General features: G+C 59.7%; 26 protein-coding genes. 16 read left to right on the forward strand and 10 right to left on the reverse strand.

The genetic code is table 11. The features are described 5' to 3' along the window. Positions 1-3 precede the first annotated feature (3 nt). Entirely contained in the window at positions 4-1326 is a 1323-nt protein-coding gene (locus tag HKX41_04680) for an efflux RND transporter periplasmic adaptor subunit (protein NNC23450.1), read from the reverse strand. Positions 1327-1426: 100 nt separating this feature from the next. On the opposite strand from HKX41_04680, the gene HKX41_04685 reads away from it, so the two are divergent. Next, on the forward strand, positions 1427-2071 hold the full coding sequence (locus tag HKX41_04685) for a TetR family transcriptional regulator (GenBank protein NNC23451.1): 645 nt from the start codon (positions 1427-1429) through the stop codon (positions 2069-2071). A gap of 85 nt (positions 2072-2156) precedes the next feature. On the opposite strand, the gene HKX41_04690 is transcribed toward HKX41_04685, so the two are convergent. The 6 genes from HKX41_04690 to HKX41_04715 all read right to left on the reverse strand — a co-directional run bounded on the left by HKX41_04690 (position 2157) and on the right by HKX41_04715 (position 8464). Continuing rightward, positions 2157-2498 (reverse strand): hypothetical protein, encoded by a 342-nt coding sequence (locus HKX41_04690; protein NNC23452.1) that lies wholly within the window; start codon positions 2496-2498, stop codon positions 2157-2159. Positions 2499-2692: 194 nt separating this feature from the next. Then, positions 2693-3388, reverse strand: coding sequence for a DUF218 domain-containing protein (locus tag HKX41_04695; protein NNC23453.1), 696 nt, complete (start codon positions 3386-3388; stop codon positions 2693-2695). 70 nt (positions 3389-3458) lie between these two features. Continuing rightward, complete coding sequence (locus HKX41_04700; protein NNC23454.1) at positions 3459-4646, reverse strand: phosphoglycerate kinase; 1188 nt, start codon at positions 4644-4646, stop codon at positions 3459-3461. A gap of 97 nt (positions 4647-4743) precedes the next feature. After that, on the reverse strand, positions 4744-5751 hold the full coding sequence (gene gap, locus HKX41_04705; protein NNC23455.1) for a type I glyceraldehyde-3-phosphate dehydrogenase: 1008 nt from the start codon (positions 5749-5751) through the stop codon (positions 4744-4746). A 60-nt stretch (positions 5752-5811) separates the two neighbouring features. Then, positions 5812-7818 (reverse strand): transketolase, encoded by a 2007-nt coding sequence (gene tkt / locus HKX41_04710; protein NNC23456.1) that lies wholly within the window; start codon positions 7816-7818, stop codon positions 5812-5814. 85 nt (positions 7819-7903) lie between these two features. Next, a complete protein-coding gene (locus HKX41_04715; protein NNC23457.1) occupies positions 7904-8464 on the reverse strand; it encodes a thioredoxin family protein in 561 nt (186 codons plus the stop codon). 183 nt (positions 8465-8647) lie between these two features. On the opposite strand from HKX41_04715, the gene HKX41_04720 reads away from it, so the two are divergent. The 3 genes from HKX41_04720 to metF all read left to right on the forward strand — a co-directional run bounded on the left by HKX41_04720 (position 8648) and on the right by metF (position 12279). Next, positions 8648-9811 (forward strand): methionine adenosyltransferase, encoded by a 1164-nt coding sequence (locus HKX41_04720; protein NNC23458.1) that lies wholly within the window; start codon positions 8648-8650, stop codon positions 9809-9811. A gap of 99 nt (positions 9812-9910) precedes the next feature. Further along, positions 9911-11332, forward strand: coding sequence for an adenosylhomocysteinase (locus HKX41_04725; GenBank protein ID NNC23459.1), 1422 nt, complete (start codon positions 9911-9913; stop codon positions 11330-11332). A gap of 86 nt (positions 11333-11418) precedes the next feature. Continuing rightward, positions 11419-12279, forward strand: coding sequence for a methylenetetrahydrofolate reductase [NAD(P)H] (metF, locus tag HKX41_04730; GenBank protein NNC23460.1), 861 nt, complete (start codon positions 11419-11421; stop codon positions 12277-12279). A gap of 101 nt (positions 12280-12380) precedes the next feature. Here the strand turns inward: metF and HKX41_04735 are convergent, their stop codons facing one another. Both HKX41_04735 and HKX41_04740 read right to left on the reverse strand, forming a co-directional pair. Then, positions 12381-12875: a MarR family transcriptional regulator gene (locus tag HKX41_04735; GenBank protein ID NNC23461.1), complete on the reverse strand. Its 495-nt coding sequence runs from the start codon at positions 12873-12875 to the stop codon at positions 12381-12383. A 460-nt stretch (positions 12876-13335) separates the two neighbouring features. After that, positions 13336-14457 carry a nucleoside hydrolase gene (locus HKX41_04740; protein NNC23462.1) on the reverse strand — a complete coding sequence of 374 codons (1122 nt, stop codon included), beginning with the start codon at positions 14455-14457 and terminating at the stop codon, positions 13336-13338. Positions 14458-14725: 268 nt separating this feature from the next. Here HKX41_04740 and HKX41_04745 point away from each other — a divergent pair, with 268 nt between their 5' ends. The 5 genes from HKX41_04745 to HKX41_04765 are packed head-to-tail and all read left to right on the forward strand — an operon-like array spanning position 14726 to position 18092. Then, entirely contained in the window at positions 14726-15001 is a 276-nt protein-coding gene (locus HKX41_04745) for a hypothetical protein (protein ID NNC23463.1), read from the forward strand. 14 nt (positions 15002-15015) lie between these two features. Next, entirely contained in the window at positions 15016-15864 is an 849-nt protein-coding gene (locus HKX41_04750) for a (S)-ureidoglycine aminohydrolase (protein ID NNC23464.1), read from the forward strand. Continuing rightward, positions 15861-16571, forward strand: a complete 711-nt coding sequence (locus HKX41_04755) for a GntR family transcriptional regulator (protein NNC23465.1) — start codon at positions 15861-15863, stop codon at positions 16569-16571. Before HKX41_04750 ends, HKX41_04755 begins: the two co-directional genes overlap by 4 nt. A 46-nt stretch (positions 16572-16617) precedes the next feature. Continuing rightward, on the forward strand, positions 16618-17547 hold the full coding sequence (gene puuE, locus HKX41_04760; GenBank protein NNC23466.1) for an allantoinase PuuE: 930 nt from the start codon (positions 16618-16620) through the stop codon (positions 17545-17547). A gap of 56 nt (positions 17548-17603) precedes the next feature. Beyond that, the gene (locus HKX41_04765) at positions 17604-18092 is read left to right on the forward strand and encodes an ureidoglycolate lyase (GenBank protein NNC23467.1); all 489 of its coding nucleotides are present in this window, start codon (positions 17604-17606) and stop codon (positions 18090-18092) included. A 186-nt stretch (positions 18093-18278) separates the two neighbouring features. Here the strand turns inward: HKX41_04765 and HKX41_04770 are convergent, their stop codons facing one another. Continuing rightward, positions 18279-19112, reverse strand: a complete 834-nt coding sequence (locus HKX41_04770; protein NNC23468.1) for an IclR family transcriptional regulator — start codon at positions 19110-19112, stop codon at positions 18279-18281. Between the two features lie 196 nt (positions 19113-19308). On the opposite strand from HKX41_04770, the gene HKX41_04775 reads away from it, so the two are divergent. Genes HKX41_04775 through pucL form a run of 7 tightly spaced genes read left to right on the forward strand, consistent with a single transcriptional unit; the run spans position 19309 to position 25386 of the window. After that, positions 19309-20499, forward strand: a complete 1191-nt coding sequence (locus tag HKX41_04775) for an aminotransferase class V-fold PLP-dependent enzyme (protein NNC23469.1) — start codon at positions 19309-19311, stop codon at positions 20497-20499. Then, positions 20500-21492 carry a pyridoxal-phosphate dependent enzyme gene (locus tag HKX41_04780; protein ID NNC23470.1) on the forward strand — a complete coding sequence of 331 codons (993 nt, stop codon included), beginning with the start codon at positions 20500-20502 and terminating at the stop codon, positions 21490-21492. A gap of 47 nt (positions 21493-21539) precedes the next feature. Continuing rightward, complete coding sequence (locus HKX41_04785) at positions 21540-22658, forward strand: DSD1 family PLP-dependent enzyme (protein NNC23471.1); 1119 nt, start codon at positions 21540-21542, stop codon at positions 22656-22658. 2 nt (positions 22659-22660) lie between these two features. After that, entirely contained in the window at positions 22661-23611 is a 951-nt protein-coding gene (locus HKX41_04790) for an ornithine cyclodeaminase family protein (GenBank protein NNC23472.1), read from the forward strand. 38 nt (positions 23612-23649) lie between these two features. Continuing rightward, positions 23650-24147: a 2-oxo-4-hydroxy-4-carboxy-5-ureidoimidazoline decarboxylase gene (gene uraD, locus HKX41_04795; GenBank protein ID NNC23473.1), complete on the forward strand. Its 498-nt coding sequence runs from the start codon at positions 23650-23652 to the stop codon at positions 24145-24147. After that, positions 24144-24485 (forward strand): hydroxyisourate hydrolase, encoded by a 342-nt coding sequence (uraH, locus tag HKX41_04800; protein ID NNC23474.1) that lies wholly within the window; start codon positions 24144-24146, stop codon positions 24483-24485. The genes uraD and uraH overlap by 4 nt, the downstream gene beginning before the upstream one ends. 1 nt (position 24486) lies before the next feature. After that, a complete protein-coding gene (pucL, locus tag HKX41_04805) occupies positions 24487-25386 on the forward strand; it encodes a urate oxidase (GenBank protein ID NNC23475.1) in 900 nt (299 codons plus the stop codon). Positions 25387-25451: the final 65 nt, after the last annotated feature.

Below are 25451 nucleotides of genomic sequence, written 5' to 3' on the forward strand. Positions count from 1 at the left end.
ACGCTAGCCAGCCTTCTTGTCGTCGGTCGCGGCGCGTGTGACGCCGCTTACACCTGCCATTTTCAGCCCATCATCGTGCTGCGTTTGCCGATTGGCTGCCACACGTGTGGCAGCACTATCGGCCCGCGCCTGACGCTGTTGCTTTTCGCCTTTTTGATTGCCAGTCGACTCATTTTTGCCCTGCGCCGTGTCGTCACGGTTATTGGCCACCTTGATCGGCGAGCCAGCACCGACCTGGCCTAGCCCCGAGACGATCACGCGATCATCGTTCGAAAGGCCTTTAGTGATAACACGCCCCGCCTTAACGTCAGGCCCGAGCTCGACATTGACTTTCTTGGCCTTGCCATCCTTGGCCACAAACACATGTGAGCTCGCCTGACCGGTGGCAACGGCTTTTTCTGGTACCACGATAGCGTTATCGCGGGTCTCGATGCGCACCCGCACCCGTACGTAACGGCCCGGCATCAGCGAATTATTCGGATTGTCCACGATAGCCCGCAGCTGCACCGTACCCGTCTGCGAGTCTATCGTGCTCTGGGTAAAGTCGACTTTGCCCTTGCGCGCATATTCCTTGCCACTCGGGAGGATGACGGTCGCCTCGCGCGAGCTGTCATCGGTTGCCTCGTTGCCCATCTGCGCCAACGCTTTCTTGCGTGCAATCGCATCCTCTTCGGGCAACGCAAAACGCACATACACGGGGTTGAGCTGTGTGATCGTCGTCAGCTTGGTGCCATTGTTCACCAGCGACCCGGTATCTGTTTCGCGCAGGCTGGTTACGCCGGTTACCGGCGCCTCGACGGTCGTGTAGCCAAGTTTGATCTGAGCGTTTTCGAGATTAGCCTTGTCTTCCTTAACCGCAGCACGTGCCGATTCCAGGTTAGAAAGTGCCGAATCTCGCTTGGCCTGACTGACCGCATTGGATTTGTAAAGCCGGTGAATCCGCTCCCATGAACGCTTATCCCGACGGAGCGCGGCCTTGTCACTGGCCAGCTCGGCCTTGCGCTGATCGACCGTTGCCTGGAACGGCCGCGGATCAATGCGATACAGCAAATCGCCCTTGTTAACGATCTGCCCTTCCTCATAATGGCGTGACTGCAGGATGCCTTCGACACGCGCAACAATCTGCACAGTGCGCTGACCTTCGACGCGCCCGGGGAACTCGGAATAGACATCGACGCTGTGCTGCTTCACGTCCTTAACGTGAACGGGCGTTGCAGCTCTTGCCTTCCCCTTTTGCTTACCTTTTTCTTGGCTCTCGCTACAACCAGCCAAACCAATGGTTGCAGCTAACACGGCAACCGCCGCCGCGCCTAGATACCTGCTCATATTCAATCCCCAGCGGTCGTCAGGAGCCGGGAGTCTACCATACATACATGTATGTATGTATACTGGAGGCCGATCGGGGGATCATGCGGAAGATGCATAAATGGTGCGCAAGACAAAACAAGAGGCCATACTCACGCGGCAACGCTTACTGGACGCGGCCGAAATCGAGATGCAAGCCACCGGCGTGTCGCAAACATCGCTGGCACGGATCGCGAAGCGTGCCGGGCTGACACGTGGTGCCGTCTACTGGCATTTCGCCGATAAGAATGCGGTACTGGAAGCCATGATCGCGCGCACGCATCTACCGCTGCGCGATCTGCGCGACGACCTGGCCCAACATATTCCACGCTCGGCCCCCAAACGGCTGCTGCGTGAGATGTTATTGCAGGGGCTCCACCGATTGGCGAACGACGCCCAGCACCGGCGCGTCTGTGAGATTCTATTGCACCGAAACGAAGCCACCAAAGGTGTGGATTCGACGTCATCGCTTTTAATGCCGCTATTCAGCGAATCGCACGACGCGCTGGTTGAAGTCTGCAGCGACATCCGGGCCGAACAAGGCAGCTGCACCACCGATGTTTTGACCGCCGAGGACGCCGCCGACGTCATACTCGCCTTTTTCTGCGGATTATATGAATGCGTACTGCGTCATGGCTGCAACAAAGCCGTACAGCAGCACCCGCAAACCAAAATCGATGCACTACTTGCCGGCCTGTTCCCCGATCAAACATCGAATGCATCCTGACGCTTAAGCTCAGCCAGCGCTAAAACAGGCACTCTCGCGGCGGTGACTTTACCCCACCGGGTAAACGGCCGACTGCAACGCACTGTTAGCTTTCTTGTTGTTTAACAAAATATTCTTGCGCAAGCTTGCCACGAAATGCACGACCCGAATTATGGGCGCTTGCCCACTCTTCAGGGGGAAAAAGATCAAAGAGACCTATTTTGGCGAGAGTCGGGATCGCCAGTTCCAGCTCACGCTCTATTTGGCCACGTTCGCCGGCATTATATAGCTCGATGTTGTGCAGCATGGTTGCAACTGTGCCCGTTTGCACACGACTACCATCTTTGAGCCGAGTAGCTGCGAACGCCTCTCCTTCGGCGACAATCTTGTCGTTAACGCCTGCCAGTTCGCTGGTGTTATCAACATCTTCGTTCATGACCAGCCTCATATGTGTCGCTAACACCTTCACGTATGCATGGCTACGCTGCATAACCCTATACCCAGTGGCATATCGCTGTTGACCACCTGCCGGTCAGCCGCCATACGTCGCCACACTAGCGTGGCAAGCTGGCCCGGTCTGCGCATACATGTTTGTTTCAATTGCCACCATGCGATCAACCACATGATTCGCATGAACGGCCGTTAGAGCAACAGATCGCGCGGGATCGCAACGCGAGAGCGATCGCCCCCATCGGCACCGATCGGCCGAGCTGGACCAAGGTAACGCGGGTCGGTGTGAAACACATAAACATCCAAAACAGATTGGACGCGTGCGAAATATTCACGCACCGCCACCTCGAACGGTAGCCGTGTCCGCCTGTTCGACGCCACAAACGCCATGGCGTCGACGCCATTTCGGCTGGCGAGAAACACGGCGCGATACGCGTGGAATCGCTGGGTAACGATAATAGCTTGGTTAACGCCAAAAATACGTCGTGCACGGACCACCGAATCGAGTGTCCGAAAACCGGCAAAGTCCAGCGTTATGGCGTGCGGTGGCACGCCAAGCGCGATCAGTTGCTGATACATGCGACGCGGTTCGTTGTAGCGCGTACTCGGGTTGGCGCCCGAAACCAGCAAATGCGCTACAACGCCCTGCTGATAAAGCCGCGCCGCGGCAACGATCCGCTGCGTAAAAAACACGTTGTGTTGCCCGTCACGCAGATACGGACTGGTACCGAGCACAAGCGCCACACGATCCGCACTCAGCGCGTGTCCTCGATTAAAAACACTCGAATCGCTTGCGCCGACAACCCAGGCATTCAACGCCAGTGGCACCAGCAGGATCAGTCCCGCAAGCGTCGTCAACGACGGCGCGACACGCGTTAGCCACCTCATCAAGGCAACCGGCGAAGCCCGGACTCACCCCATTGAAGCCCCATGCAGCCGTAGAATCGCGTGTCGATCGTTAGCGCGACTCGCGGGCACGTGCTTCGAGCGTGGCCACGGCGGGTAATGTTTTGCCTTCCATGAACTCGAGAAACGCACCACCGCCAGTGGAGATATACGAGATGTCATCAGCCACGCGATACTTGTCGATCGCCGCCAGGGTGTCGCCACCGCCAGCTAACGAGAATGCGCTACTAGCCGCAATGGCGCGCGCCAACACCTGCGTGCCGCCGCCGAACTGATCGATCTCAAAAACGCCTACGGGGCCATTCCAAACGATGGTACCGGCGTTTTCCAGATGCTGGGCTAGTGCATCCCGGGTGTCCGGACCCACATCGAGAATCAGGTCATCGGCCCCAATCTGATCGGCCGGCTTCAATGCGGCGTGGGCCTCAGGCGTGACGTCGTCAGCGACAATCACATCACTTGGCAGTGGGATGTTGCCACCGCTCGCGCGGATCGTCTCCAGAATCGAGCGCGCCTCATCGACCATATCGGCTTCGTACAGCGACGCGCCGACATCAACGCCAGTCGCTGCCAGAAACGTGTTGGCGATACCGCCCCCCACGATCAGTTGATCGGCGCGATTCGCCAGATTTTTCAAAAGCGAGAGCTTGCTGGAGACTTTCGAGCCGCCCACGATCACCACCAATGGCCGCGCCGGATCCTCCGACGCCGCGCGCAGGGCCTCGACCTCGCCGACCAGCAACGGTCCAGCAACCGCAGTCGGCGCATACCGCGCTATGCCTTCGGTCGACGCTTGACCACGGTGAGCTGTGCCGAACGCGTCCATCACAAACACGTCACACAATGCGGCCATGCGTTTCGCGAGATCCTCGTCGTTGGCTTTCTCGCCATCGAGGAACCGTACGTTTTCACACAGCACGGCCTCGCCCTCGCTCACATCAACACCGTCGATCCAATCCTTGACCAGCGCCACATCACGGCCAATCAGTTCCCGGAGATAGTGGGCTACGGGCGCCAAACTATTCTCGTCGTCCGGCTGGCCTTCGGTGGGGCGGCCCAGGTGCGACACGATCATGACACGCGCGCCGGCAGCCAAGGCTTTCTCAAGCGTGGGCACGAACGCCCGAACCCGCGGTCCGGAGGTGACCTGGCCGTTTTCGACTGGCACATTCAGATCGGCGCGGATCAATACGCGCTTACCTTTTAGGTCGACGTCGTCGAGGGTGAGCATCGATTCCATGATGGTCTATTCGCGTTGCTAATGAATACGGCGATTACGACACCGCCCGAGCAAGATGGCGGCGCCGTAATCGCACGTTTAAACGATGTGCGCTGGCTCAGCCGGCGTCGGCCAGCGCCTTGGCCGTATCCAACATGCGGCAGGAAAAGCCCCACTCGTTGTCGTACCAGGAGCAGGCTTTCAGCAGCTTGCCGCCAACGACATTGGTCAGCGGACCATCGACTGTCGAAGACACACGACGATGGTTGAAATCACTCGAGACGAGTTCTTCGTCGGTGTAATCCAAAACCCCTTTCAATTCGCCTTGAGCCGCATCCTTGAGGATCTCGTTGACCTCATCGGCGCTGGTCTCTCGCGACAGGGTCGCGGTGAAGTCGATAAACGACACGTTGATGGTCGGCACACGCACCGCGAAGCCTTCCAGCCGGCCGTTCAACTCGGGCAACACCTTGCCCACCGCCGACGCCGCGCCGGTCTGGGTCGGGATCTGGTTGTGGGTCGCACTGCGCGCCCGACGGACATCCTTGTGATAGACGTCCGACAGCACCTGATCGTTGGTATAGGAGTGGATCGTGTTCATCAGACCATGCTCGATACCGAAGGCATCGTTGATCGGTTTAATCAGCGGTGCGAGGCAATTCGTAGTACACGAGGCATTGGACACGATCTTGTCATCGGCAGTAATCGTGTGGTGGTTGACGCCATAGACAACGGTCTTGGCATCACCGGCCGGCGCAGAAATCAGCACCTTCTTAGCGCCGCCGTCCAGATGCGCGCTGGCCTTGTCTTTGCTGGCGAACAAACCCGTCGACTCGATCACAACATCTACGCCGAGACTGCCCCACGGCAGTTTGGCAGGATCCTTTTCGGCCAGCACCTTGATCTTGTCGCCGTTGACGATGAGGTTGTCGCCATCGACTGCAACTTCACCCGGGAACGGGCCGTGCGCAGTGTCGTAGCGGGTCAGGTGTGCGTTCATCTCGGCATCGCCGAGATCATTGATCGCGACCACGTTGAATTCGCTCTCACGGCCACCTTCGTACAAAGCGCGCAACACGTTGCGCCCGATGCGCCCATAGCCGTTAATTCCGATATTTATTGCCATAAACTCCTCTTGGTTGGAAAACGCACGCGGACTGCCATGCTGACAGCGCGCCGCCGAATTCTAATTACCTAGCTGTCCCTGCACTGCTTCGCAGATCGCATCGACGGTCACTCCCATATCGGCATAGACATCGGCCCCCGGTGCCGATGCACCGTAGTGGTCGACGCCGATAACGACGCCATCACGCCCGACCAACCGATACCATGGATCCGAGGACCCTGCTTCGACCGCAACCCGCGCCGTGGTCTTTTCGGGGAACACCGCGTCGCGGTACTCATGCGACTGCTGCTCGAAAACGTCCAAACACGGCATTGAAATCACCCGCAGTCTAGCACCGTCGGGATCCAACCGATCGGCGGCTGCCACGGCCAACTCCAACTCCGAGCCAGTCGCTACGATCAGCGCATCCGGCGCGTCACCCCCGGCCCGCAACACGTAGCCGCCCCGCTCGATCAGCGCGATCGTGTCGTCGTCGCGCGACTGATGATCGACGTCTTGACGCGACAGCGCCAGCGCGGTCGGCCCGCTGTCGCGCTCGATCGCGGCTCGCCAAGCAACCGCGACTTCGACATCGTCGCCCGGACGCCAGACGTGCAAATTGGGGATCAGGCGCAGACTGGCCAGATGCTCGACCGCTTGGTGGGTTGGACCATCTTCACCGAGACCGATCGAATCGTGGGTATAGACCAGCACATTGCGCGCGCGCATCAATGCCGCCATGCGCACCGCGTTACGCGCATAGTCTGAAAACGTCAGAAACGTTGCACCGAACGGCACGATGCCACCGTGTAAGCTAAGACCATTGGTGATCGCGGTCATGCCGAACTCGCGCACACCGTAGTAGACGTAGTTGCCCCCATAGTCGCCGGCCCGTATCGCGCGATGGCCATCGAAGTCGGTGCCATTCGACCCCGACAGATCGGCCGACCCGCCGATGAGTTCCGGCAACGCCTCGGCGTAGGCAGCGATCGTCGCCTTTGACGATTTGCGCGTTGCCGTACGCTTACCGGCATCGGCCACGCCACGGATATAATCGGTGCAACGCGTCGCCCAATCCGACGGCAAATCTCCGCGCATCAGGCGGTCGAACTCGGCCGCCTCAGTTGGGTATCGAGCCGCATAAGTTTCAAAGCGGGACTGCCAGGCGCGCTCCAATTCGGCGCCCTGTTCACGCTTGTCCCAACCCCGGTAGATCTCGTCCGGAACGACGAACGGCGTTGTATCCGTCCAACCGAGTTGCTCGCGTGTAGCAGCGACTTCATCTTCGCCGAGCGCGGCACCGTGGGCGCCGGCGGTATCGACCTTATTCGGCGCCCCCATGGCGATATGGGTTCGAGCACAAATCAAGGTCGGCCGTTCGGTCTGTTTCTTGGCCGTGTCGATCGCGAAGTCGATTTCATCGACGTTGTGGCCATCCACATTCCGAATGACCTGCCAACCATAGGCTTCGAAACGGGTCGGTGTATCGTCGGTGAACCACCCCTGTGTCTCGCCGTCGATCGAAATGCCGTTGTCGTCGTAGATTACGATCAACTTGCCGAGGCCCCAATGCCCGGCTAACGATGCAGCTTCGTGCGAAACGCCTTCCATCAGGCAACCGTCGCCGGCGAAACACCATGTTCGGTGATCCACGATCTCGGCATCCTCGCGGTTAAAACGCGCTGCCAAATTGGCTTCGGCCAGCGCCATACCCACGGCATTGGCCAGACCCTGGCCGAGTGGACCAGTCGTAGTCTCGACGCCCGGCGTCATGAAGTTCTCGGGATGCCCCGGTGTCTTCGAGTGCAGTTGGCGGAAACTCTTGAGGTCATCGAGTGAAATGTCGAAACCTGCCAGATGCAGCGCCGCGTACTGCAACATCGAACCGTGGCCGTTCGACAATATGAACCGATCGCGATCCGGCCAGTCTGGATTGTTCGGGTTAAGGCGCAAATGGTCGTTAAACAGCACCTCCGCGATATCGGCCATCCCCATCGGCATACCGGGATGACCGGAGTTGGCGGCCTGAACGGCATCCATAGCCAAAATTCGGATCGCGTTGGCGCGATCAGCCCGCCATACAGTCATGTCAATTCCTTATCTATTGTAATGCAAGCGTTATTGTCCACGCTCGGGCGCGCGACGGCAACGCATCGGCCGGGAACCCAGGTATTCACGATCGCCACTTGATACTGCACCCTTGGCTTGGCACTTGTTCATCAACCGACGGCGCCTGCCCCTCGATCAGGCTATCTAACGCAGCGCGCAGATCCGCACCGGTCACCGGCGTTTCGTTGCCCGGCCGGGCACCGTCAAACTGACCGCGGTAAGCACAACGCCGGTGTCCATCGAAAACGAAAAAATCGGGCGTGCAAACCGCGTTGAACGATTTTGCCACGTCCTGCGACTCATCGTAGAGATAGGGAAAATCGAAATGGTGAACGCGCGCGAACTCGGCCATGGACTCGGGGCCATCCTCTGGCCGCACGGCAACGTCGTTGGAGCTGATCGCCACAAATCCAATCCCGCGCACACGGTAGTGAGCAGCGACGCTGACCAACTCGTCAGCAATATGGATGACATAAGGGCAGTGGTTGCAGATGAACACGACGACAGTCGCGTGCGCGCCGGCCACATCATCAAAACCGAGATCAGCCTGACTGAGCGTATCTGTCAACTCGAACGCCGGTGCCAAGGTACCAAGCGGCATCATGGTCGAATCGGTCAATGACACAAGTGACGCCTCCTATAGATTGCGACGAAATCGCACGAGCAAACGCTGCTCAACCGCCGCATGATCGAACAAAAGGCGTTGCGCGCGCAACGCCCTACCCGATGGATACGTCACCGCATTCGAAACACAAAATAATTTCGCGTACACTCAATCCGCTCATCCGGATATGGAGATAATCAATTTATGAGCCAACATCTGTTTACGTCCGAGTCGGTTTCCGCGGGGCACCCAGACAAGCTGTCCGATCAGGTGTCCGATGCCATGCTAGACGCCTACCTCGAACAGGATCCGAATTCCAAAGTCGCGTGTGAAACGGCAACCAAGACCGGCATGGCGCTGGTCTTCGGTGAGATCAAATCCAACGCCACGGTCAACACTGAAAATATCGTGCGTGACGTGATCCGCAACATCGGCTACACCAGCTCGGAAATGGGCTTCGATGCCGATACCTGCGCGGTTTTTGACAATCTCGGGCAGCAGAGCTCAGATATCAACCAGGGTGTGGATCGCTCCAACCCCGAAGAACAGGGCGCCGGCGACCAGGGCCTGATGTTCGGCTACGCCTGTGATGAAACAGACGTGCTGATGCCCGCGCCGATCACCTTCGCGCACCGACTGGTCCGCAAGCAATCAGAGCTGTTAGCCAACGGCAAGCTCGGCTGGCTACGGCCGGATGCGAAGTCACAGGTTACCTTTGAGTACTCACACGGTAAGCCATCGGCGATCAACGCCGTCGTACTGTCGACGCAGCACGACGACAACGTCACCATGACGACACTGCAAGACGCCGTACACGAAGAAATCATCAAACCGGTGATCGGCGACTGGTTGACTGACAACCCGGCCGTCCACATCAACCCGACCGGCCGTTTCGCGACTGGCGGACCGTTGGGCGACGCCGGCCTGACAGGCCGCAAGATCATCGTCGACACCTACGGTGGCATGGCCCGTCACGGTGGCGGTGCTTTCTCGGGCAAAGACCCGTCCAAAGTCGACCGCAGCGCCGCCTATGCCGCGCGTTACGTGGCCAAAAACGTGGTCGCCGCTGGTCTGGCCTCCAAGTGCGAAGTCGCTCTGTCCTACGCCATCGGTGTAGCCGAGCCGACTTCGATCTGGGTCGAGACTTTCGGCACCGGCCAGGTCGACGACGGGAAGATGACCCAGCTCATCCGCAACCACTTCGACCTGCGCCCCTACGGCATCCTCAAGATGCTCGATCTGCAGAAACCGATTTATCAACCAACCGCTTCCTACGGTCATTTCGGCCGTGAAGACATCGATCTGCCCTGGGAGCGCACCGACAAGGCCGCTGCCCTGGCTGACGACGCCGGCACCAAAGCCGCATAAGACGCAGCGCGCGCACCGCGCGCATCCCGACGCCGGGGCTCCGGCCCCGGCGCTCATCTTTATCTATTCGATATCTGCACTACCAATCGGAGGCCATCCATGAGTGCAACCGCAGAAAAACTCGACGTCGACTATGTCGTCGCCGACATAAGCCAGGCCGCTTACGGCCGGCGCGAAATCGCTATCGCCGAAACCGAGATGCCAGGGCTTATCGCCCTGCGCGAAGAGTTCGGCAGTTCGCAACCGCTCAAAGGCGCCCGCATCGCCGGCGCGCTGCATATGACGATCCAGACCGCCGTTCTGATCGAGACACTAGCTGAGCTTGGCGCCGACATCCGCTGGGCGTCATGCAACGTGTTCTCGACGCAGGACCACGCGGCCGCGGCGATCGCCGATCGTGGCGTGCCGGTCTACGCCTACAAAGGCGAGTCGCAGGAAGAATACTGGGAATACATCCACGCGACCATGGACTGGCACGACGGCGGACTGCCCAACCTCATCCTCGATGACGGCGGCGACGCCACTACGCTGGCGACTTTCGGGCCGAAGGCCGAAGCCGACCCATCGTTGCTGGACAATCCCGGTTCGAACGAGGAAAAGGCTCTCTTCAAAGTCATGAAGCAGCGCCTGGCCCAGCAGCCGAACTTCTACTCGCAGCTGGCCAAGGCCATCGGTGGCGTCTCAGAAGAGACCACGACCGGCGTCCACCGGCTATACCATCTGGCCAATAACGACGGCCTGACCTTCCCGGCGATCAACGTCAACGACTCGGTCACCAAGTCGAAGTTCGACAACCTCTATGGCTGTCGCGAGTCGACAGTCGACGGCTTGAAGCGTGCCACCGACGTCATGGTTGCCGGCAAGACCGCGATTGTTTGCGGCTACGGCGACGTCGGCAAAGGCTCGGTGCAGTCGCTCAAGGGCCTGGGTGCCAACATTTGGGTCACCGAGACCGACCCGATCAACGCGCTGCAGGCCTCGATGGAAGGCTTCAAGGTCGTCAACCTCGACGACCCGGGCATCATCGAAGAGACCGACATCTTCGTCACAGCAACGGGCAACTACAACGTGATCAACAATGCGCATATGCAGCGCATGAAGCACAACACCATCGTGCTGAACATTGGTCACTTCGACAACGAGATCGACGTTGCCTCGCTGGAAAACTATGAGTGGGAAGAGATCAAGCCGCAGGTACACCACATCACCTTCCCGGATAACAAAAAGCTTATCCTGCTAGCCGAAGGTCGGCTGGCTAACCTCGGCTGTGCGACCGGGCATCCGAGTTTCGTGATGTCGAACTCGTTCACCAACCAGGTGCTGGCCCAAATCGAACTCTGGCAACGGCCCGAGCAGTACGAGAACAAGGTCTACATCCTGCCGAAGCACCTCGATGAAAAGGTCGCCCGGCTCCACCTGGAGAGGATCGGCGCCCGGCTGACGACCCTGACGCGCGAGCAGGCCGATTACATCGGCGTGCCGGTCGAAGGGCCATTCAAGCCGGAGCACTACCGCTACTAAGTGCTAATCGCCGGGAACGGCGATCCCCACGCCGGGCCGCGAACAACGGCCCGGCGTTTTCTCATTTGATCCCATAAGGCATGCCTATGAGCAAGTCCGAATACAGCGCGGAATTCTTTCCACCCAAAGGCCCGAAAGGCCAGGCGCGCCTGGACGCGGCCTGCGACCAACTCGCCGAACTGGGACCGGATTTTTTCTCGGTCACATTCGGCGCCGGCGGCACCACCCGCTCGGGCACACTGGCCACCGTTGAGCGCTGCATGCACCGAACCGGCATCAAAGCCGCGCCCCATCTGTCCTGCGTCGAAGGCACAAAAGCATCGATCGGCGACATGCTGGACAGCTACAAAGCCGCAGGCGTGAACCGAATCGTTGCTCTGCGTGGCGACCTACCCGAAGGTATGGAACAGCCGGGCGTATTCCACTACGCCAACGAATTGGTCGAGTTCATTAAAGATCGTCACGGCAACGATTTTCATCTGGAAGTCGGTGCCTATCCGGAATACCATCCGGGCGCTTCTTCGCCGGCCGACGACGTAGCGAACTTCGCGCGCAAGGTCAAAGCCGGCGCGGACTCGGCGATGACCCAGTATTTCTTCAACGCCGACGCCTACTTCAACTTCGTCGACGAAGCCGAGAGCCAGGGCGTGGACATCCCGATTGTACCGGGCATCATGCCGATTAACGATTTCGAACAGGTCTCGCGTTTTTCCGCCATGTGCGGCGCTGACATTCCGCGCTGGATCCGTCAGAAGATGGAGTCATTCGGCGACGACACCGCGTCGGTGCAAGCCTTCGGCAAGGATGTGATCGGCGACTTGTGTGAACGGCTACTGGCTGGCGGCGCACCGGGGCTGCATTTCTACGCGCTTAACAAAGCCGAGCCAACTTACTCGCTCTGGCGCGAGCTCAAGCTACCGACCGGCGAAACACGGGCGGCAAGCTGACACGCGTTTGTTGCGCCATATATTTGAGAGGCCGCCTGCGGGCGGCCTTTTTTTGCGCTTAAAACTGGGCGGCGCACACATTGCGCGCCAGCGCGAGCGCACTATGACTCATTGAGCATATCGCGCATGGCGTCGTTGTATTTCGCCGTCAAGCGTGCGAACTCGCGACGTTCCTCTTCTGTCCAGTCCCCAAAACTCTGCTCAACACGTTCGATACGCGCGCACCGCACCTCAGCCGCCTTAGTGCGCCCGGCGTCGGTAATCGCCACGAAGCCAGCACGGCGGTCTTTTGGGTTATCGGTTTTTTCCACCAAGCCATTATCGGCCATCGCCGCAACCTGTCGGGTGACGGTCGAAGCGTCCAGGTTGACCTGCTCGGCCAAAGCGCTGATTGGCTGCTGCCCCGTTCGCTCGAGCAAGATCAATAGCAGATAATGGGCTCGCTCTAGCCCGAAATCATAGCGCCGTCGCGCGGCTTCCAGCCGACGCACCAAAAACGCCATCTCAAATTCGAGTGCTTCGACCGACCGACAGTCGGTCGACGGATGATGACCGACGGTCGGGGCGCTATCATGATTCGCCTGGTTAGACGCCATACCTCGTTCTTGTCGCTGAAAGCGGCAACCACTATCTTGACACGGCTGAACGCGGTCTGGCGTTACCCAATCGCATCGCCGTGTACGCGGTGCAATATTCCAGACTCGCTAACGGCCATCCTGCCCCTTATATATGGCGCAGGCCGGCAAACACTCAACCGTTTGTCTTCGGACAGGTGGTCAGGTCAACCCTCTCATCTGGCAGAAGGCGTGGCAACGCCAGCTAAAGCGATTACAGACTCCACCGGGCACGCCTGAGTCAGGCAAAGCGAGCATCGTGATTGGAATCTATCTGCAAACCGCACCCCAGACACCCTTGCGCAGGTTGGATTTCAGGGGGTGTCGGCCGCGTACCGGCAGATCAGCCATCACGCAGCGCCCAGCATCGGCAGGATGCTTGCCATTCGGTATATTACCTCCTGGCAAGCTCCTGCCACTATTCTGTAACGTCCCGCGACCTTCAATCGCCGCCAATCGCTGGTCGTTCAGCATTCGGTGTCGACGCCGTCATCAGCTTGATAAAGGTTTTGTCGAAGGCCTTGTGATCGAGCCCCATTTGCACCGTCGCTAGCGGGCCATCGTGCGTATCAGGCTGGTTCTCTTGCGTCCATGCAAGCGTATCGCCATAACTCGAGCCATGGCTCATGTCAGCATCCAGATACAGCTTGCGGGTCTGGGTCACCAGGTTCGGATGCAGCCAGGCCAACGCAGCAACCTCGTCCCACATGTAATGGCGCTCGGTGTCGTACTTCGACAGATAGCGTGCGACCGGGCTATCCGATTGGGCGATCTTCGCCTGCATCTTATCTGTGTAGCGGCTCTGTAAAGCGATATCGACCGACGTAACTGTGATCTTCTTCCACGGCGCATTGAACACGACGTGGGCAGCCTCGGGATCAAACCAGAGATTGAATTCATGACTCGGGTTGGTCGTAAATTCGGGATCCTCGGTTACCGGCGAGATCGATCCACCCATGACCACGAGCTGCTTCGCGGTCTTAGCGAAGCTGGGATCAATACGCTGAGCCAGCGCCAAATCGGTCAGCGGCCCGGCCGCATAAACCGTGACCTTGCCCGGATGGGCATGTACTGCATCGATCAGAAAATGCGCGGCATCCTGGCTACGCGCACTGATCGAGGGCCTGCCCTCCGGCATGCTCTGCTTGGCATTGGGATCGGCGGGGAAGTCATCCGGGTTCGAGCCGTCACCGCCCCATGCACCCAGCCACGCGATATGGCCATGGAATTCCTGCGCCATCCGCGTTCGCTCGCGATCTCGCACCAGCGGATGAACGGCCCCTTTATAGACGGGTATATCGCGTCGGCCAATGAGCTCCAGCATACGCAGCGCATGCTCGGTCTCGGCTTTCATCCAAGCATTGCCGGTGACGACTCCTATACCCAGCACCTTGATTTGGGGCGATTGAATCAAGGCCAGCATCGACCGGATATTGGACCCGCCGGGTCCCGACGCATCCTGATCAATCACCACCAACTGTTGCTGGTCGGTTTTCGCCTGCGCCTGGCCTGTGACAACGAACAACGCCAGGCCGACAGCACATACACCCAATAGATACTTCATCACCACCTCCTTTCGGCCAACTCCAAGCCAGCCCCACATTTTCGACGCAAAAGCCCGCCATTACCGCAGCGCATAACCCAAACTGTATAGGACATGCGCATGACCTGCTCCAGACCATGATTAATGATCAGCTGGGCGATCCATTGCTCCGCTGAATCACGCTCGCGTACACCCAGCACGGCGGTCGGGCTAATCCATACTGGCCAACGTCGCCCTCAGCTAGCCAAGCAGCGATGCGACTCGTCTGACTGATGTCCGAGCCGACTGCTTGACCGCTTATCCGATCAAGCGCGGTATCGAGATTGAGGACCGGCGTGCTGCGCCGAGAGATCAGCGGTATCGGGGCCATCACGTTGGCACCGCTGAACCGGCATCACGTGATAACAGTTGTACGGCTGGCAGCCATGGTGGGGAGCTTCTTGTTCTCACCGACCGCAAGCAGACAAGCGTGATTGAAGTCGATTACCGGGAAATATTGGATACCACACTAAAGTATTATTGTATCCAATTTCTCAGTGGCTTTACTTTGAGCCAACAGCATTGAACCGCCTAACCGAAATGAGCACGCGCTCCTATGCCCGGCCGCCTGCCGGCTTGCCACCGCAGTCCCAGCGAACGGCCGACCGTGCCCGGTTTACGCCGGCCTATGCTGTAATCCCGCACGGCGTGATGCGTGACATAGTCACCAGCCGGTTACCGCACTGGCGCAATACCCGCGCTTGGATTTTGGCGCGCCCGATGACTGGCTTTGCCGAAACCTTCGCCCAATACGCGGTCGAGGTTGCGCCGGGCGGCGGCAGCGAACGACCCGAACCAGACCCCGCTGTTCAAAGCGCCCTGTTCGTTCTAGAAGGCACACCGACGTTGTCGCTTGACGGTACGTCGCACCCACTCACGCCGGGTAGTTACGTGTTCGTGCCCGCCGGCAGCGATTGGCAACTGCACAACAGCGGCGCTGAAACCGCCTATTTTCAGTGGATCCGTAAGACCTATCAGCCGGTCGATGGCCTCAAAGCGCCTGAAGCAGTGATTAGCCATGATGATTCGGTAACGCCCGACCCGATGCCCAACTGCGACGGCGTATGGGCAACGACTAAATTTGTCGACCCCGACGATCTTCGCCACGACATGCACGTCACCGTGGTGACCTTTCAGCCCGGGGGCACCATCCCGTTTTCCGAAACCCACGTCATGGAACACGGGCTGTATGTGCTCGAGGGCAAGGCTTTGTATCAACTCAACGATGACTGGGTCGAAGTCGAGGCTGGCGATTTCATGTGGCTGCGCGCATTCTGTCCGCAGGCTTGTTATGCCGCCGGGCCCGGTCCCTTTCGCTATCTGCTGTATAAGGATGTTAATCGTCACCCGACGATGACGCTCGGCGGTGGTGCAAACGAGCGGCTATGAGTCAGAACGTGGCAGCCCGGCCAGCCAACGACACAGCCAGCCGCCACAATGGTGCCGACCAGCGCATCCGGGATGACATCGCCAACGCGCTATTCGATCAACGACTCAAGCCCGGCACACGGTTATCGGAGGCACGGCTCGGCGAGCTCTATGCAGTCAGCCGAACCGTCGCGCGCAAGGCGCTTTATCAGCTTGCTGGCGATAAACTGATTGAGATGCGCCCCAATCAGGGCGCCATCGTCGCCAAGCCGAGCGCGACCGAGGCTCGCGAAGTGTTTGCAGCGCGCCGGGTCGTAGAAAGTGCCACGGTAACCGCCTGCGCTGAACGGCTGACCGATGCGGATCGCACACGCCTGGATAATGCGCTGGCTGCCGATGAGGCGGCGCATCAAGCCGATGACCGCCGCTCGGCAGTTCAACGCTCGGGGGATTTTCATCGCACGATTGCCACAATCGCCGGCAACGACGTGCTTGCCACATTTCTCGACGAGTTGATCGGCCGGACCTCACTGATCATTGCCGCCTACGAAACACACGGGTTGGCCGCCTGCTCCTGCCACGCACACGCCGAACTTCTCGAGGCGCTGACCAACGGTCATGGCGAATCGGCCAGCGCCATCATGACCGCCCATCTGCACGACTGCGAGCAACAACTCAAGCTCGACGTCACCGATGGCGAGGCCGATCTCGGCGAGATCCTCGGCTGAGCGCCGCCGTTTAGTCAATGTTTTCCAACAAACCAGGACATAGCCAATGAGCGAGGCCGAAATATCCCGGCAAGATTACCCGCGTGACATGATCGGTTACGGGGCGAATCCACCACACGCACAGTGGCCGGGCAACGCGCGCATCGCCGTTCAGTTCGTCATCAACTACGAAGAAGGCGCGGAGAACAACATCCTGCACGGCGACGCCGCTTCGGAAAGTTTTCTATCCGAGATGGTCGGCACCGACGCACGCCCGGATGTCCGCCACATGAGCATGGAATGGCTCTACGAATACGGCAGTCGAGCCGGTTTCTGGCGACTCCAACGAATGTTTACCGAACGCGGCCTACCAGCGACCGTATTCGCCGTGGGCATGGCGCTAGAGCGCAACCCCGAAGCCGCTCAAGCCATGGTCGACGCCGATTTCGAAATCGCGGCACACGGTTGGCGCTGGATCGATTACCAATACGTCGACGAGGCGACCGAGCGAGATCATGTGGCACGTGCCGTCGAATCCATCGAACGCCTGACCGGCCAACGCCCGGTCGGCTGGTACACCGGCCGCACCAGTGAAAATACCCGCCGGCTGGTCGCCGAACACGGTGGCTTTTTATATGACGCAGATTCCTACGCCGACGATCTGCCCTACTGGGAGCTGGTTGACGGCTCCCCTCAACTGATCGTGCCCTACACCCTGGACACCAACGACATGCGCTTCGTCGCCCCGCAAGGATTCAACTCGGGCGATCAGTTCTATACCTATCTCAAGGATGCCTTCGATGTGCTCTACGCCGAAGGCACCGAGCGCCCGAAAATGCTCTCGGTGGGGCTGCACTGCCGGGTCGCAGGCCGGCCTGCCCGCGCGGCCGCGGTTGCCCGTTTTCTCGACTATGTGCGCACACACGAGCAAGTCTGGGTCGCGCGCCGTGACGAGATCGCGCGCCATTGGCGCGATACCCACCCCTATCAAGGCTAGGAGACTCGACCATGCGTAACGACTCTGGCGCCGAAAACGCACGGCACACGTATGAGATGCGCGCCGAGCCACTCACTGCCGATGCCTTCGCACCCTACGGTGACGTCATCGCATCGACCGGCGACGCGACTACAATCAACCAGGGCATGGGCCAGCGTTTTGCCAATCTCGCCAGCCTGGACGTGACCGCGGACAACGGCGCCGCCACCATCCACCGGGTGCACGCGGTCGCTGAACCCTCGCCGGTACCGCTGCGACTCATGGAACGCCATCCACTCTCCACCCAGGCGTTTATCCCAGTCGACGGGCAACGCTATCTGGTGGTGGTCGCACCCGCGGGCGATGCGCCCGGCCCCGACGCCCTGCGCGTATTCGTCGCCACCGGTGACCAGGGCATCAACTATCACCGTGGCATCTGGCACCACCCGCTGATCGCACTGGATAGCGACTGCGATTTTCTGGAAGTCGCCCGCACCGGCCCGGGCGCCAATTGCGAAGAATCGGCGATAGACGCCAATATCGTTGCTTATCCCCCGAATTTATAGAAAATATTCGATAAAAACATATTTTAATAAAAACGGACCAAATTCCGCCATCAACGCAATTATTGACTAATCATCTTATCCCTTGGCCACCGTCCGTGAAGTAATCAGACGGCAAACCAATCAAATAAGTCAAAATCCAACACGCGCCGCAGGACATGGGTTGTGACCCCGGAACGCCGTCAACCGCTATGATTTGACCAACCCAGGTCGCCCACCCGTTTGTTCGGTAATCCAGTCCGCTTTTTTCTTGACTTCGGGGCCTGCGACTTCTATTGCCTCCGCAGTCAAACGTTGTACCGGCCCAGATACGGAAATACCGGCCACAGCCTCGCCAAATTCGTTGAAAATCGGCGCGGCGATACACCGCATACCGGGGTGACGTTCTTCGTCGTCGACGCCCCAGCCACGCGCTCGGATCGCCTCGAGCTCAGCCAGCAAGGCATTGTCGTCGGTAATGGTGTGGTCCGTGTAGGCGGGCGTTTCGTGTGCGCTTATCAGTTCGCGACTTGTCTGCGCATCTAGATGCGCAAGAATCGCTTTGCCGATACCGGAGACGCGTAATAAACCGATCGAGCCCGGTGGGAAAAACGCCCGAATCGGCGCATGAGTCTGGATTTGTGATACGAACACAACTTCGGCGCCATCACGCACCGCGATATTGCTGGTCTCGCCAATTTCGTCGGTCAGGGCCTGCATCGCTTCGCGCCCCAATTCCAGATAGTTGACGCGGCGCGCATAGCTCTGCCCGATCCGGAACGCCTCGACACCAATCGACCACGTTTGTTTGTCCTCGTCGAAGTGGACCAGTCCACGGCCTCGCAACGTTTCGAGTATGCGATGCGTAGTCGAATACGGCAGATCCGCGACCGACGAAATCACGGTCAGCGTCGCGGCCACCTCCGCCGCAACCGCCTGGAACACCACCAACGCGCGATCCACGGTCTGAGCACGGGTGTGTTCGGGTTGCCCCTTGGTCGACCGCGGGCGACCACGTCCGCGTAATTTGGTCTCCGCTTCCATATCGATTTCCCGACCGCACCAAATGCTAGATCAAAAAGAATTTTTTACGCACATTAGAAGCCCTTCTGTTTGATCAGAATTTTTATTTTTAATCAGCATATTACGTTTTCCACGAAATTCCAATTTTAATACCAAAAACTTATTGTACGCCGCACGTAGCCCCGTTATTGTGGCACTAGACTTAATGGAGACATAGATGGCGACTCAGAATCCCGTTTTTATCCCCGGGCCAACAAACCTGCCGGACCGTCTGCGCCATGCGATGGATATGCAGACGATTGACCACCGGGCCCCCGATTTTGAACGTCAATTCCTCCCTCTGCTGGACGATCTCAAGCAGGTCTTCGGAACTGCGACGGGCGAGGTACTGCTGTTTCCAGCCACTGGCACCGGTGGCTGGGAGACCGCGATCACCAACACGCTGTCGCCCGGTGACACGGTCCTGGCCGCGCGGCATGGAATGTTCTCACACCGCTGGATCGAGCTGTGTCGGCAACAAGGCATCAATATCCAGAAGATCGAGACCGACTGGGGGGACGGCGTGCCCGCAAACGCTTTCGCCGAAGCACTGGCCGAAGACCATGAGCACCGCATCAAGGCGGTGCTGGCCTGTCATAACGAAACCGCGACGGGTGTGACCAGCGACATCGGTGCCGTGCGCTCGGCAATCGACTCAGTCGACCATCCAGCCATGTTGTTCGTCGATGGTGTGAGTTCGATCGCGAGCATGGATTTCCGGATGGACGATTGGGGTGTGGATGTCGCCGTCACCGGCGCCCAGAAAGGCTTCATGCTCATGCCGGGTTTGGCGATTCTCGCCTTCAGCAAGCGTGCGCTCGCTGCCACCGAGACCGCGACCTGCACACGCGCCTATTTCGATGTGCCGGCCATGTGCGCGGCTAACCGCGCTGGCAGCTTCCCATACACCCCGCCAACAGGACTCATTCGCGGGCTATCAGAAAGTGTATCGATGCTGCTCGAAGAAGGTCTCGACCAGGTTTACGCGCGCCATCACCACATTGCCGAGGGCGTGCGGCGTGCTGTCGACGCCTGGGGACTGCGGCTCTGCGCCAACCGGCCCGAGCTGTATTCCGATACAGTCACCGCGATCTGCGTGCCGAGCGGCTTTGACGCCAGCCAACTCACCAGTCACGCCTATGCCCGCTACGGCGTGTCATACGGCGGTGGACTCGGCGATGTCGCCGGCAAGGTGTTCCGCATCGGCCATCTCGGCGACATGACCGAAGTCATGGCACTCACCGGGATCGCAACCGCAGAGATGGCGATGGCGGATCTCGGGTACCCAATCCAACGCGGGTCGGGCGTGGCCGCGGCCCAGCGCTTCTACGGCATGGATTCGGGCGACAACGCCCAGGAGGTCGCCTGAATGCGCGACGAGGTAACCGAAGAAACCGGCGAGACACGCCCGATACCCAACTTCGACGACGTGCGCATCGCACACGAACGAATCAGACCTTGGGTGCACCGCACGCCGGTCCATACCAGCACGACATTCGATAGCTGGATTGGCGCCAGCCTCTTTTTTAAGTGTGAGAACTTCCAGAAAGCCGGCGCATTCAAGGCTCGCGGCTCAGCCAACGCCGTATTCAGCCTGGATGCTGAGACCGCGGCGCGCGGCGTCGCCACCCACTCTAGCGGCAATCACGCCCTGTCGCTATCGCGTGCGGCCGGTTGCCGCGGCATCCCCTGCACCGTAGTGATGCCACATACGGCGCCCAAATCCAAGATGGACGCTGTCCGTGGCTACGGCGGCGAGATCGTGACCTGCGAGCCAAGTCTGGCCGATCGCGAACGTACCTTGAACGACATCGTTGACCGCTCCGGCGCCCATTTCGTTCATCCGTACAACGATTCGCGCGTAGTGGCTGGCCAAGCGACCTGCTCACGCGAACTGATCGAAGACGTTGGCTCGCTTGATGCCATTATCGCGCCCATCGGCGGCGGCGGCATGATCAGCGGCAGTTGCCTGACCACACGCTCGATCGCCGGGACGACACGCGTCTACGCCGCCGAGCCCGATCAAGCCGACGATGCGTGCCGCTCATTTCATACCGGTCGCATCATCCCCGACGATGCGCCGGACACGATCGCCGACGGTTTAAGGGTTTCACTGCGCCCACTGACTTGGCACTTCGTTTCCAATTACGTCAGCGACATCCTGCTGGCCAGTGAAGCGGAGATTATCGAGGCGATGAAACTCGTCTGGCAACGGATGAAGATCGTCATCGAACCCTCATCCGCAGTCGCTGTGGCGGCTGTTTTAAAAAACAGAACACTGTTCTCGGGCCAGCGCGTCGGCGTCATTACCACAGGCGGCAATGTCGATCTAGCCAAGCTGCCGTGGATGGACACGGCCTGACAATCTGCGCCCGGCGACAGCGGTAACTGATCAACCTAGGAGTAACGATGGCTTTGAATATCCCGGCAGAAATCGGCACCCGTATAGAAGACGTGGATACGCCGTGTCTGCTGATCGATCTCGACGCATACGAGCGCAACTTAAAACGCATGGCCGATTTCGTCTCGGACCACGGCCTGCGCCACCGGGCACACGCCAAAACCCATAAATCGGCCGACATCTCGCACGACCAGTTCGCCCACGGCGCGGTCGGCGTTTGCTGTCAGAAAGTCAGCGAGGCCGAAGCCCTGCTCCATGGCGGCGTGCGCGACTTGCTTGTGTCCAATGAAGTAGTCAGCCCACATATGATCAATCGCTTGGCGGCCATGGCGACCCAGGCACGGGTGCTGGTCTGCACCGACGACGCCGGCAACGTCGACGACCTCGAAGCGGGCGCGGCCCGCTTTGGCGTAACGCTGGAAGTCCTTGTCGAGATCGATGTCGGTGCCGGCCGCTGTGGTGTGGCACCCGGCGCCGACGCAGTGCCGATCGCCAAGAAAATCGCGGCTGCCGATCACTTGGTCTTTGCTGGCCTGCAGTCCTACCAGGGCAAAGCGCAACACGTACACGACTACACCGAACGCAAGGCCAAGATCGACGAGGCCGTGGCCATGACGCGCGACACCGTCGGGCATCTAGCCGCTGAGGGGCTTAGCTGCGACATCGTTGGGGGTGCTGGCACGGGCACCTACGAGTTCGAAGGCACCAGCGAGGTCTATAACGAACTCCAGTGCGGCTCCTATATCTTCATGGACGCCGATTATCAGCGTATTCACATGGCCGACGGCCGCCTGATCGACGATTTCGAAAACAGCCTATTTCTCTACACCACGGTGATGAGCAAGACCAAGACAGAAAAAGCAATCTGCGACGCCGGCCTGAAGGCCCAGAGTGTGGACTCAGGGCCGGCTGTGGTCTTTAGCCGTGACGACATTGAATATCTGGGCGCGTCGGACGAACACGGTGTGATCAGCGATCCGTCGAATCATTTGTCGCTCGGCGACAAACTCAAACTCGTACCCGGCCACTGCGACCCGACAGTCAACATCCACGACTGGTATGTCGGCGTCCGCAACGGTGTCGTCGAACGCTTGCTACCCGTGACAGCACGCGGCATGTGCCTGTAACGATGGGAACGCAACCGATCCAATTCATCGACGAGGCAACAGCCCGCTCGATCGTCGACGAGGCTGTGGCATTTGAAGCGATCGAACGCGTTTTCGCCGGAATGGCGAAAGGCGACGCACGAAATTTCCCCGTGGTTCGCGAAGCGATCGGCTACGCCGATGCCCTCTATGGCTTCAAATCCGGCATCGATAAAAGCTCACTGACGCTGGGCGTAAAGGCCGGCGGCTATTGGCCGCACAACGCCGATCATGGCCTGACCAATCACCAATCCACAATCATTCTGTTTGACCCCGATACGGGCCAGCCGACCGATCTGGTCTCCGGCAATCACCTCACGGCGATGCGCACGGGCGGAGCCTGTGCGGTTTCTATCCGGCACTTGGCTCGCAGCAATGCCCGGACACTCGGCATCGTCGGCGCTGGTCATCAGTCGGCGTTCCAACTGCGCGCCGCTGCCGCCCAGCGCAACTTCGAGCGTGTCGTTGCCTGGAACATCGCGCCCGACGGGCTGGATCGCCTGGCGGCAGTGGCCCATGAGCTCGGCCTCGAGTTCGAAAGCGTAACGCGCGACGAACTCGGCCAAACGGCCGACGTGATCATCACTATCACGTCCTGCAACGAACCACTTCTGGATGCCTCCCAAATCCGGCCCGGCACGCATCTCGCCTGCATGGGCACCGATACAGCGGGCAAGCAAGAAATCGACCACCGGATTCTGACCAACGCGCGCGTATTCACCGACGAGCCCGCCCAGGCAGCCACACTTGGCGAGTGCCAACACGCGGTCGCTGCCGGGGCGCTAACGGTCGACGACATTACCGCCGTCGGCGGCGTGATTACCGGCGACAGCCCAGGCCGAGCCACTGACGCTGACATCACCGTGTTCGACGGTACGGGGGTCGGCCTGCAAGACCTCGCCGTGGCGCGGCGTGTTGTCGATCTCGCCGCCTGATATCGCGTCCATATGCTCAACATGCCAAAAGACAAACGATGACACTCGACGAATTCAACGTGGCCGACCGCGATACCGCCATCGCGGCTGCTCGCCCCTGCCTGGATATTCCACGCTGGTACGAGGCCGTCGTCGATCAACGGCCTTACACAAATACAGCGGCCATACGCGAGCAGGCATATATCGCCGCCCGCCCGTTTTCCACCGCCGAGATCGACGGCGCCCTCGTCCACCATCCACGTATCGGCCAACGCGCCAGCGGTAGCGGTGCCGAGGCGCGGATGTCCGCCGCGGAACAAGCCAACCTCGGCGAATCGAGCACCGACCTCGAGCAAGCGCTGGAAGCCGGCAACCTCGATTACGAGCAACGTTTCGGGCGCGTGTTCCTGATTCGCGCCGCCGGCCGCGACCGGTCCGAGATTCTCACCGAGCTGCGCCGCCGCATGGACAACTCAGAAGCCACCGAACTGGACGAAATAGCCGGCCAGCTTCGCGAAATCGCCATTACACGACTAGAAGGAGCCATTACCGAATGAGTGCCTCGCACATCACCACGCATATTCTGGACACAGCCGCCGGTCGGCCCGCGCCCGGCGTCACCGTCGAGCTCGCTGCGCGCAGCGGCGACGGCTGGACAACCATCGCGACCGGCCAAACCGACAGCGACGGCCGCGCTCGCGACCTCGGCGCGGCCTCACAGCCCGCCGGCGACTATCGCCTGACGTTTTTCACCGGCGATTATTTCGCCAGCCAGGGCGTGTCTACGTTTTTTCCGGAAGTCAGCCTTGTGTTCACGCTCGCCGACATCGACGAGCACTACCACGTGCCGCTTCTGCTCAGCCCGTTCGCCTACTCCACCTATCGAGGCAGTTGAAATGAGTAACCACAATTTCGTGCTTGGCACCAACCAGTTCGGTAAAGCCGAGGTGCGTTTGGTAAAGGTCACGCGCGATACCGAGCGCCATGAGATCGAAGATCTCAACGTCACATCGGAGTTGCGCGGCGATTTTGACTCGGCTCACTACACGGGTAACAACGAGCACGTCATCGCCACCGATACGCAGAAAAACACCGTATTCGGCTTTGCTCGCCACGGCGTCCAATCCCCCGAACGCTTTCTGCTACGGCTGGCCGACCATTTCACTTCGAATTTCGACTGGGTCAGCGGTGGCCGCTGGGAGGCCGAGCAGTTCGGCTGGAATCGCATCCCAATCGATGGGCCAGGCCAAAACCATTCGTTCGTGCGTGACGGCCAGGAGACCCGGACCGCCGTGGTCGTCCGCGATGGCGACACGACGCACGTATTCGGCGGGTTATCCAATCTGACCGTGCTAAAGACAACGGCCTCGGGTTTTGTCGGCTATCCCAAGGACACCTACACAACCTTGCCCGAAACCGAAGACCGAATCCTGGCCACCGACGTCAAGGCACGCTGGCGCTACAACACCTCGGATGTCGATTTCAACGCCGTCTACGAAAGCGTCAAGCACCTGTTTCTAGAAGGCTTTGCCGAAAAATATTCCTACGCCTTGCAGCACACGCTCTATGAGATGGCCAGCAAGGCATTGTCGGCCCACCCCGAGATCGACGAAATCAAGTTCTCGATGCCGAACAAGCACCACTTCGTCGTCGATCTATCGCCGTTCGGCGAAGACAACCCGAACGAGGTGTTCTTCGCCGCGGATCGCCCCTATGGCTTGATCGAAGCCACGGTCGCCCGCGACGACGCCACCGATGCCGGCAATGCCTGGGAAAACATGGCCGGTTTTTGCTGACCGACACAGCGTGCGGCTGCGCGTGAACTCACCGCCAGTCGCACCGCTTTTTGTACGACGCAACT

It is taken from the genome of Salifodinibacter halophilus, from assembly GCA_012999515.1.
GTDB lineage: Bacteria > Pseudomonadota > Gammaproteobacteria > Nevskiales > Salinisphaeraceae > Salifodinibacter > Salifodinibacter halophilus.

Bases quoted from the DNA above. Each gene is read 5' to 3' on its own strand.
- HKX41_04680 (NNC23450.1), bottom strand. From the start codon at position 1,326: ATGAGCAGGTATCTAGGCGCGGCGGCGGTTGCCGTGTTAGCTGCAACC.
- HKX41_04685 (NNC23451.1), top strand. From the start codon at position 1,427: ATGGTGCGCAAGACAAAACAAGAGGCCATACTCACGCGGCAACGCTTA.
- HKX41_04690 (NNC23452.1), bottom strand. From the start codon at position 2,498: ATGAGGCTGGTCATGAACGAAGATGTTGATAACACCAGCGAACTGGCA.
- HKX41_04695 (NNC23453.1), bottom strand. From the start codon at position 3,388: ATGAGGTGGCTAACGCGTGTCGCGCCGTCGTTGACGACGCTTGCGGGA.
- HKX41_04700 (NNC23454.1), bottom strand. From the start codon at position 4,646: ATGGAATCGATGCTCACCCTCGACGACGTCGACCTAAAAGGTAAGCGC.
- gap (NNC23455.1), bottom strand. From the start codon at position 5,751: ATGGCAATAAATATCGGAATTAACGGCTATGGGCGCATCGGGCGCAAC.
- tkt (NNC23456.1), bottom strand. From the start codon at position 7,818: ATGACTGTATGGCGGGCTGATCGCGCCAACGCGATCCGAATTTTGGCT.
- HKX41_04720 (NNC23458.1), top strand. From the start codon at position 8,648: ATGAGCCAACATCTGTTTACGTCCGAGTCGGTTTCCGCGGGGCACCCA.
- HKX41_04725 (NNC23459.1), top strand. From the start codon at position 9,911: ATGAGTGCAACCGCAGAAAAACTCGACGTCGACTATGTCGTCGCCGAC.
- metF (NNC23460.1), top strand. From the start codon at position 11,419: ATGAGCAAGTCCGAATACAGCGCGGAATTCTTTCCACCCAAAGGCCCG.
- HKX41_04735 (NNC23461.1), bottom strand. From the start codon at position 12,875: ATGGCGTCTAACCAGGCGAATCATGATAGCGCCCCGACCGTCGGTCAT.
- HKX41_04740 (NNC23462.1), bottom strand. From the start codon at position 14,457: ATGAAGTATCTATTGGGTGTATGTGCTGTCGGCCTGGCGTTGTTCGTT.
- HKX41_04750 (NNC23464.1), top strand. From the start codon at position 15,016: ATGAGCACGCGCTCCTATGCCCGGCCGCCTGCCGGCTTGCCACCGCAG.
- HKX41_04755 (NNC23465.1), top strand. From the start codon at position 15,861: ATGAGTCAGAACGTGGCAGCCCGGCCAGCCAACGACACAGCCAGCCGC.
- puuE (NNC23466.1), top strand. From the start codon at position 16,618: ATGAGCGAGGCCGAAATATCCCGGCAAGATTACCCGCGTGACATGATC.
- HKX41_04765 (NNC23467.1), top strand. From the start codon at position 17,604: ATGCGCGCCGAGCCACTCACTGCCGATGCCTTCGCACCCTACGGTGAC.
- HKX41_04770 (NNC23468.1), bottom strand. From the start codon at position 19,112: ATGGAAGCGGAGACCAAATTACGCGGACGTGGTCGCCCGCGGTCGACC.
- HKX41_04775 (NNC23469.1), top strand. From the start codon at position 19,309: ATGGCGACTCAGAATCCCGTTTTTATCCCCGGGCCAACAAACCTGCCG.
- HKX41_04780 (NNC23470.1), top strand. From the start codon at position 20,500: ATGCGCGACGAGGTAACCGAAGAAACCGGCGAGACACGCCCGATACCC.
- HKX41_04785 (NNC23471.1), top strand. From the start codon at position 21,540: ATGGCTTTGAATATCCCGGCAGAAATCGGCACCCGTATAGAAGACGTG.
- HKX41_04790 (NNC23472.1), top strand. From the start codon at position 22,661: ATGGGAACGCAACCGATCCAATTCATCGACGAGGCAACAGCCCGCTCG.
- uraD (NNC23473.1), top strand. From the start codon at position 23,650: ATGACACTCGACGAATTCAACGTGGCCGACCGCGATACCGCCATCGCG.
- uraH (NNC23474.1), top strand. From the start codon at position 24,144: ATGAGTGCCTCGCACATCACCACGCATATTCTGGACACAGCCGCCGGT.
- pucL (NNC23475.1), top strand. From the start codon at position 24,487: ATGAGTAACCACAATTTCGTGCTTGGCACCAACCAGTTCGGTAAAGCC.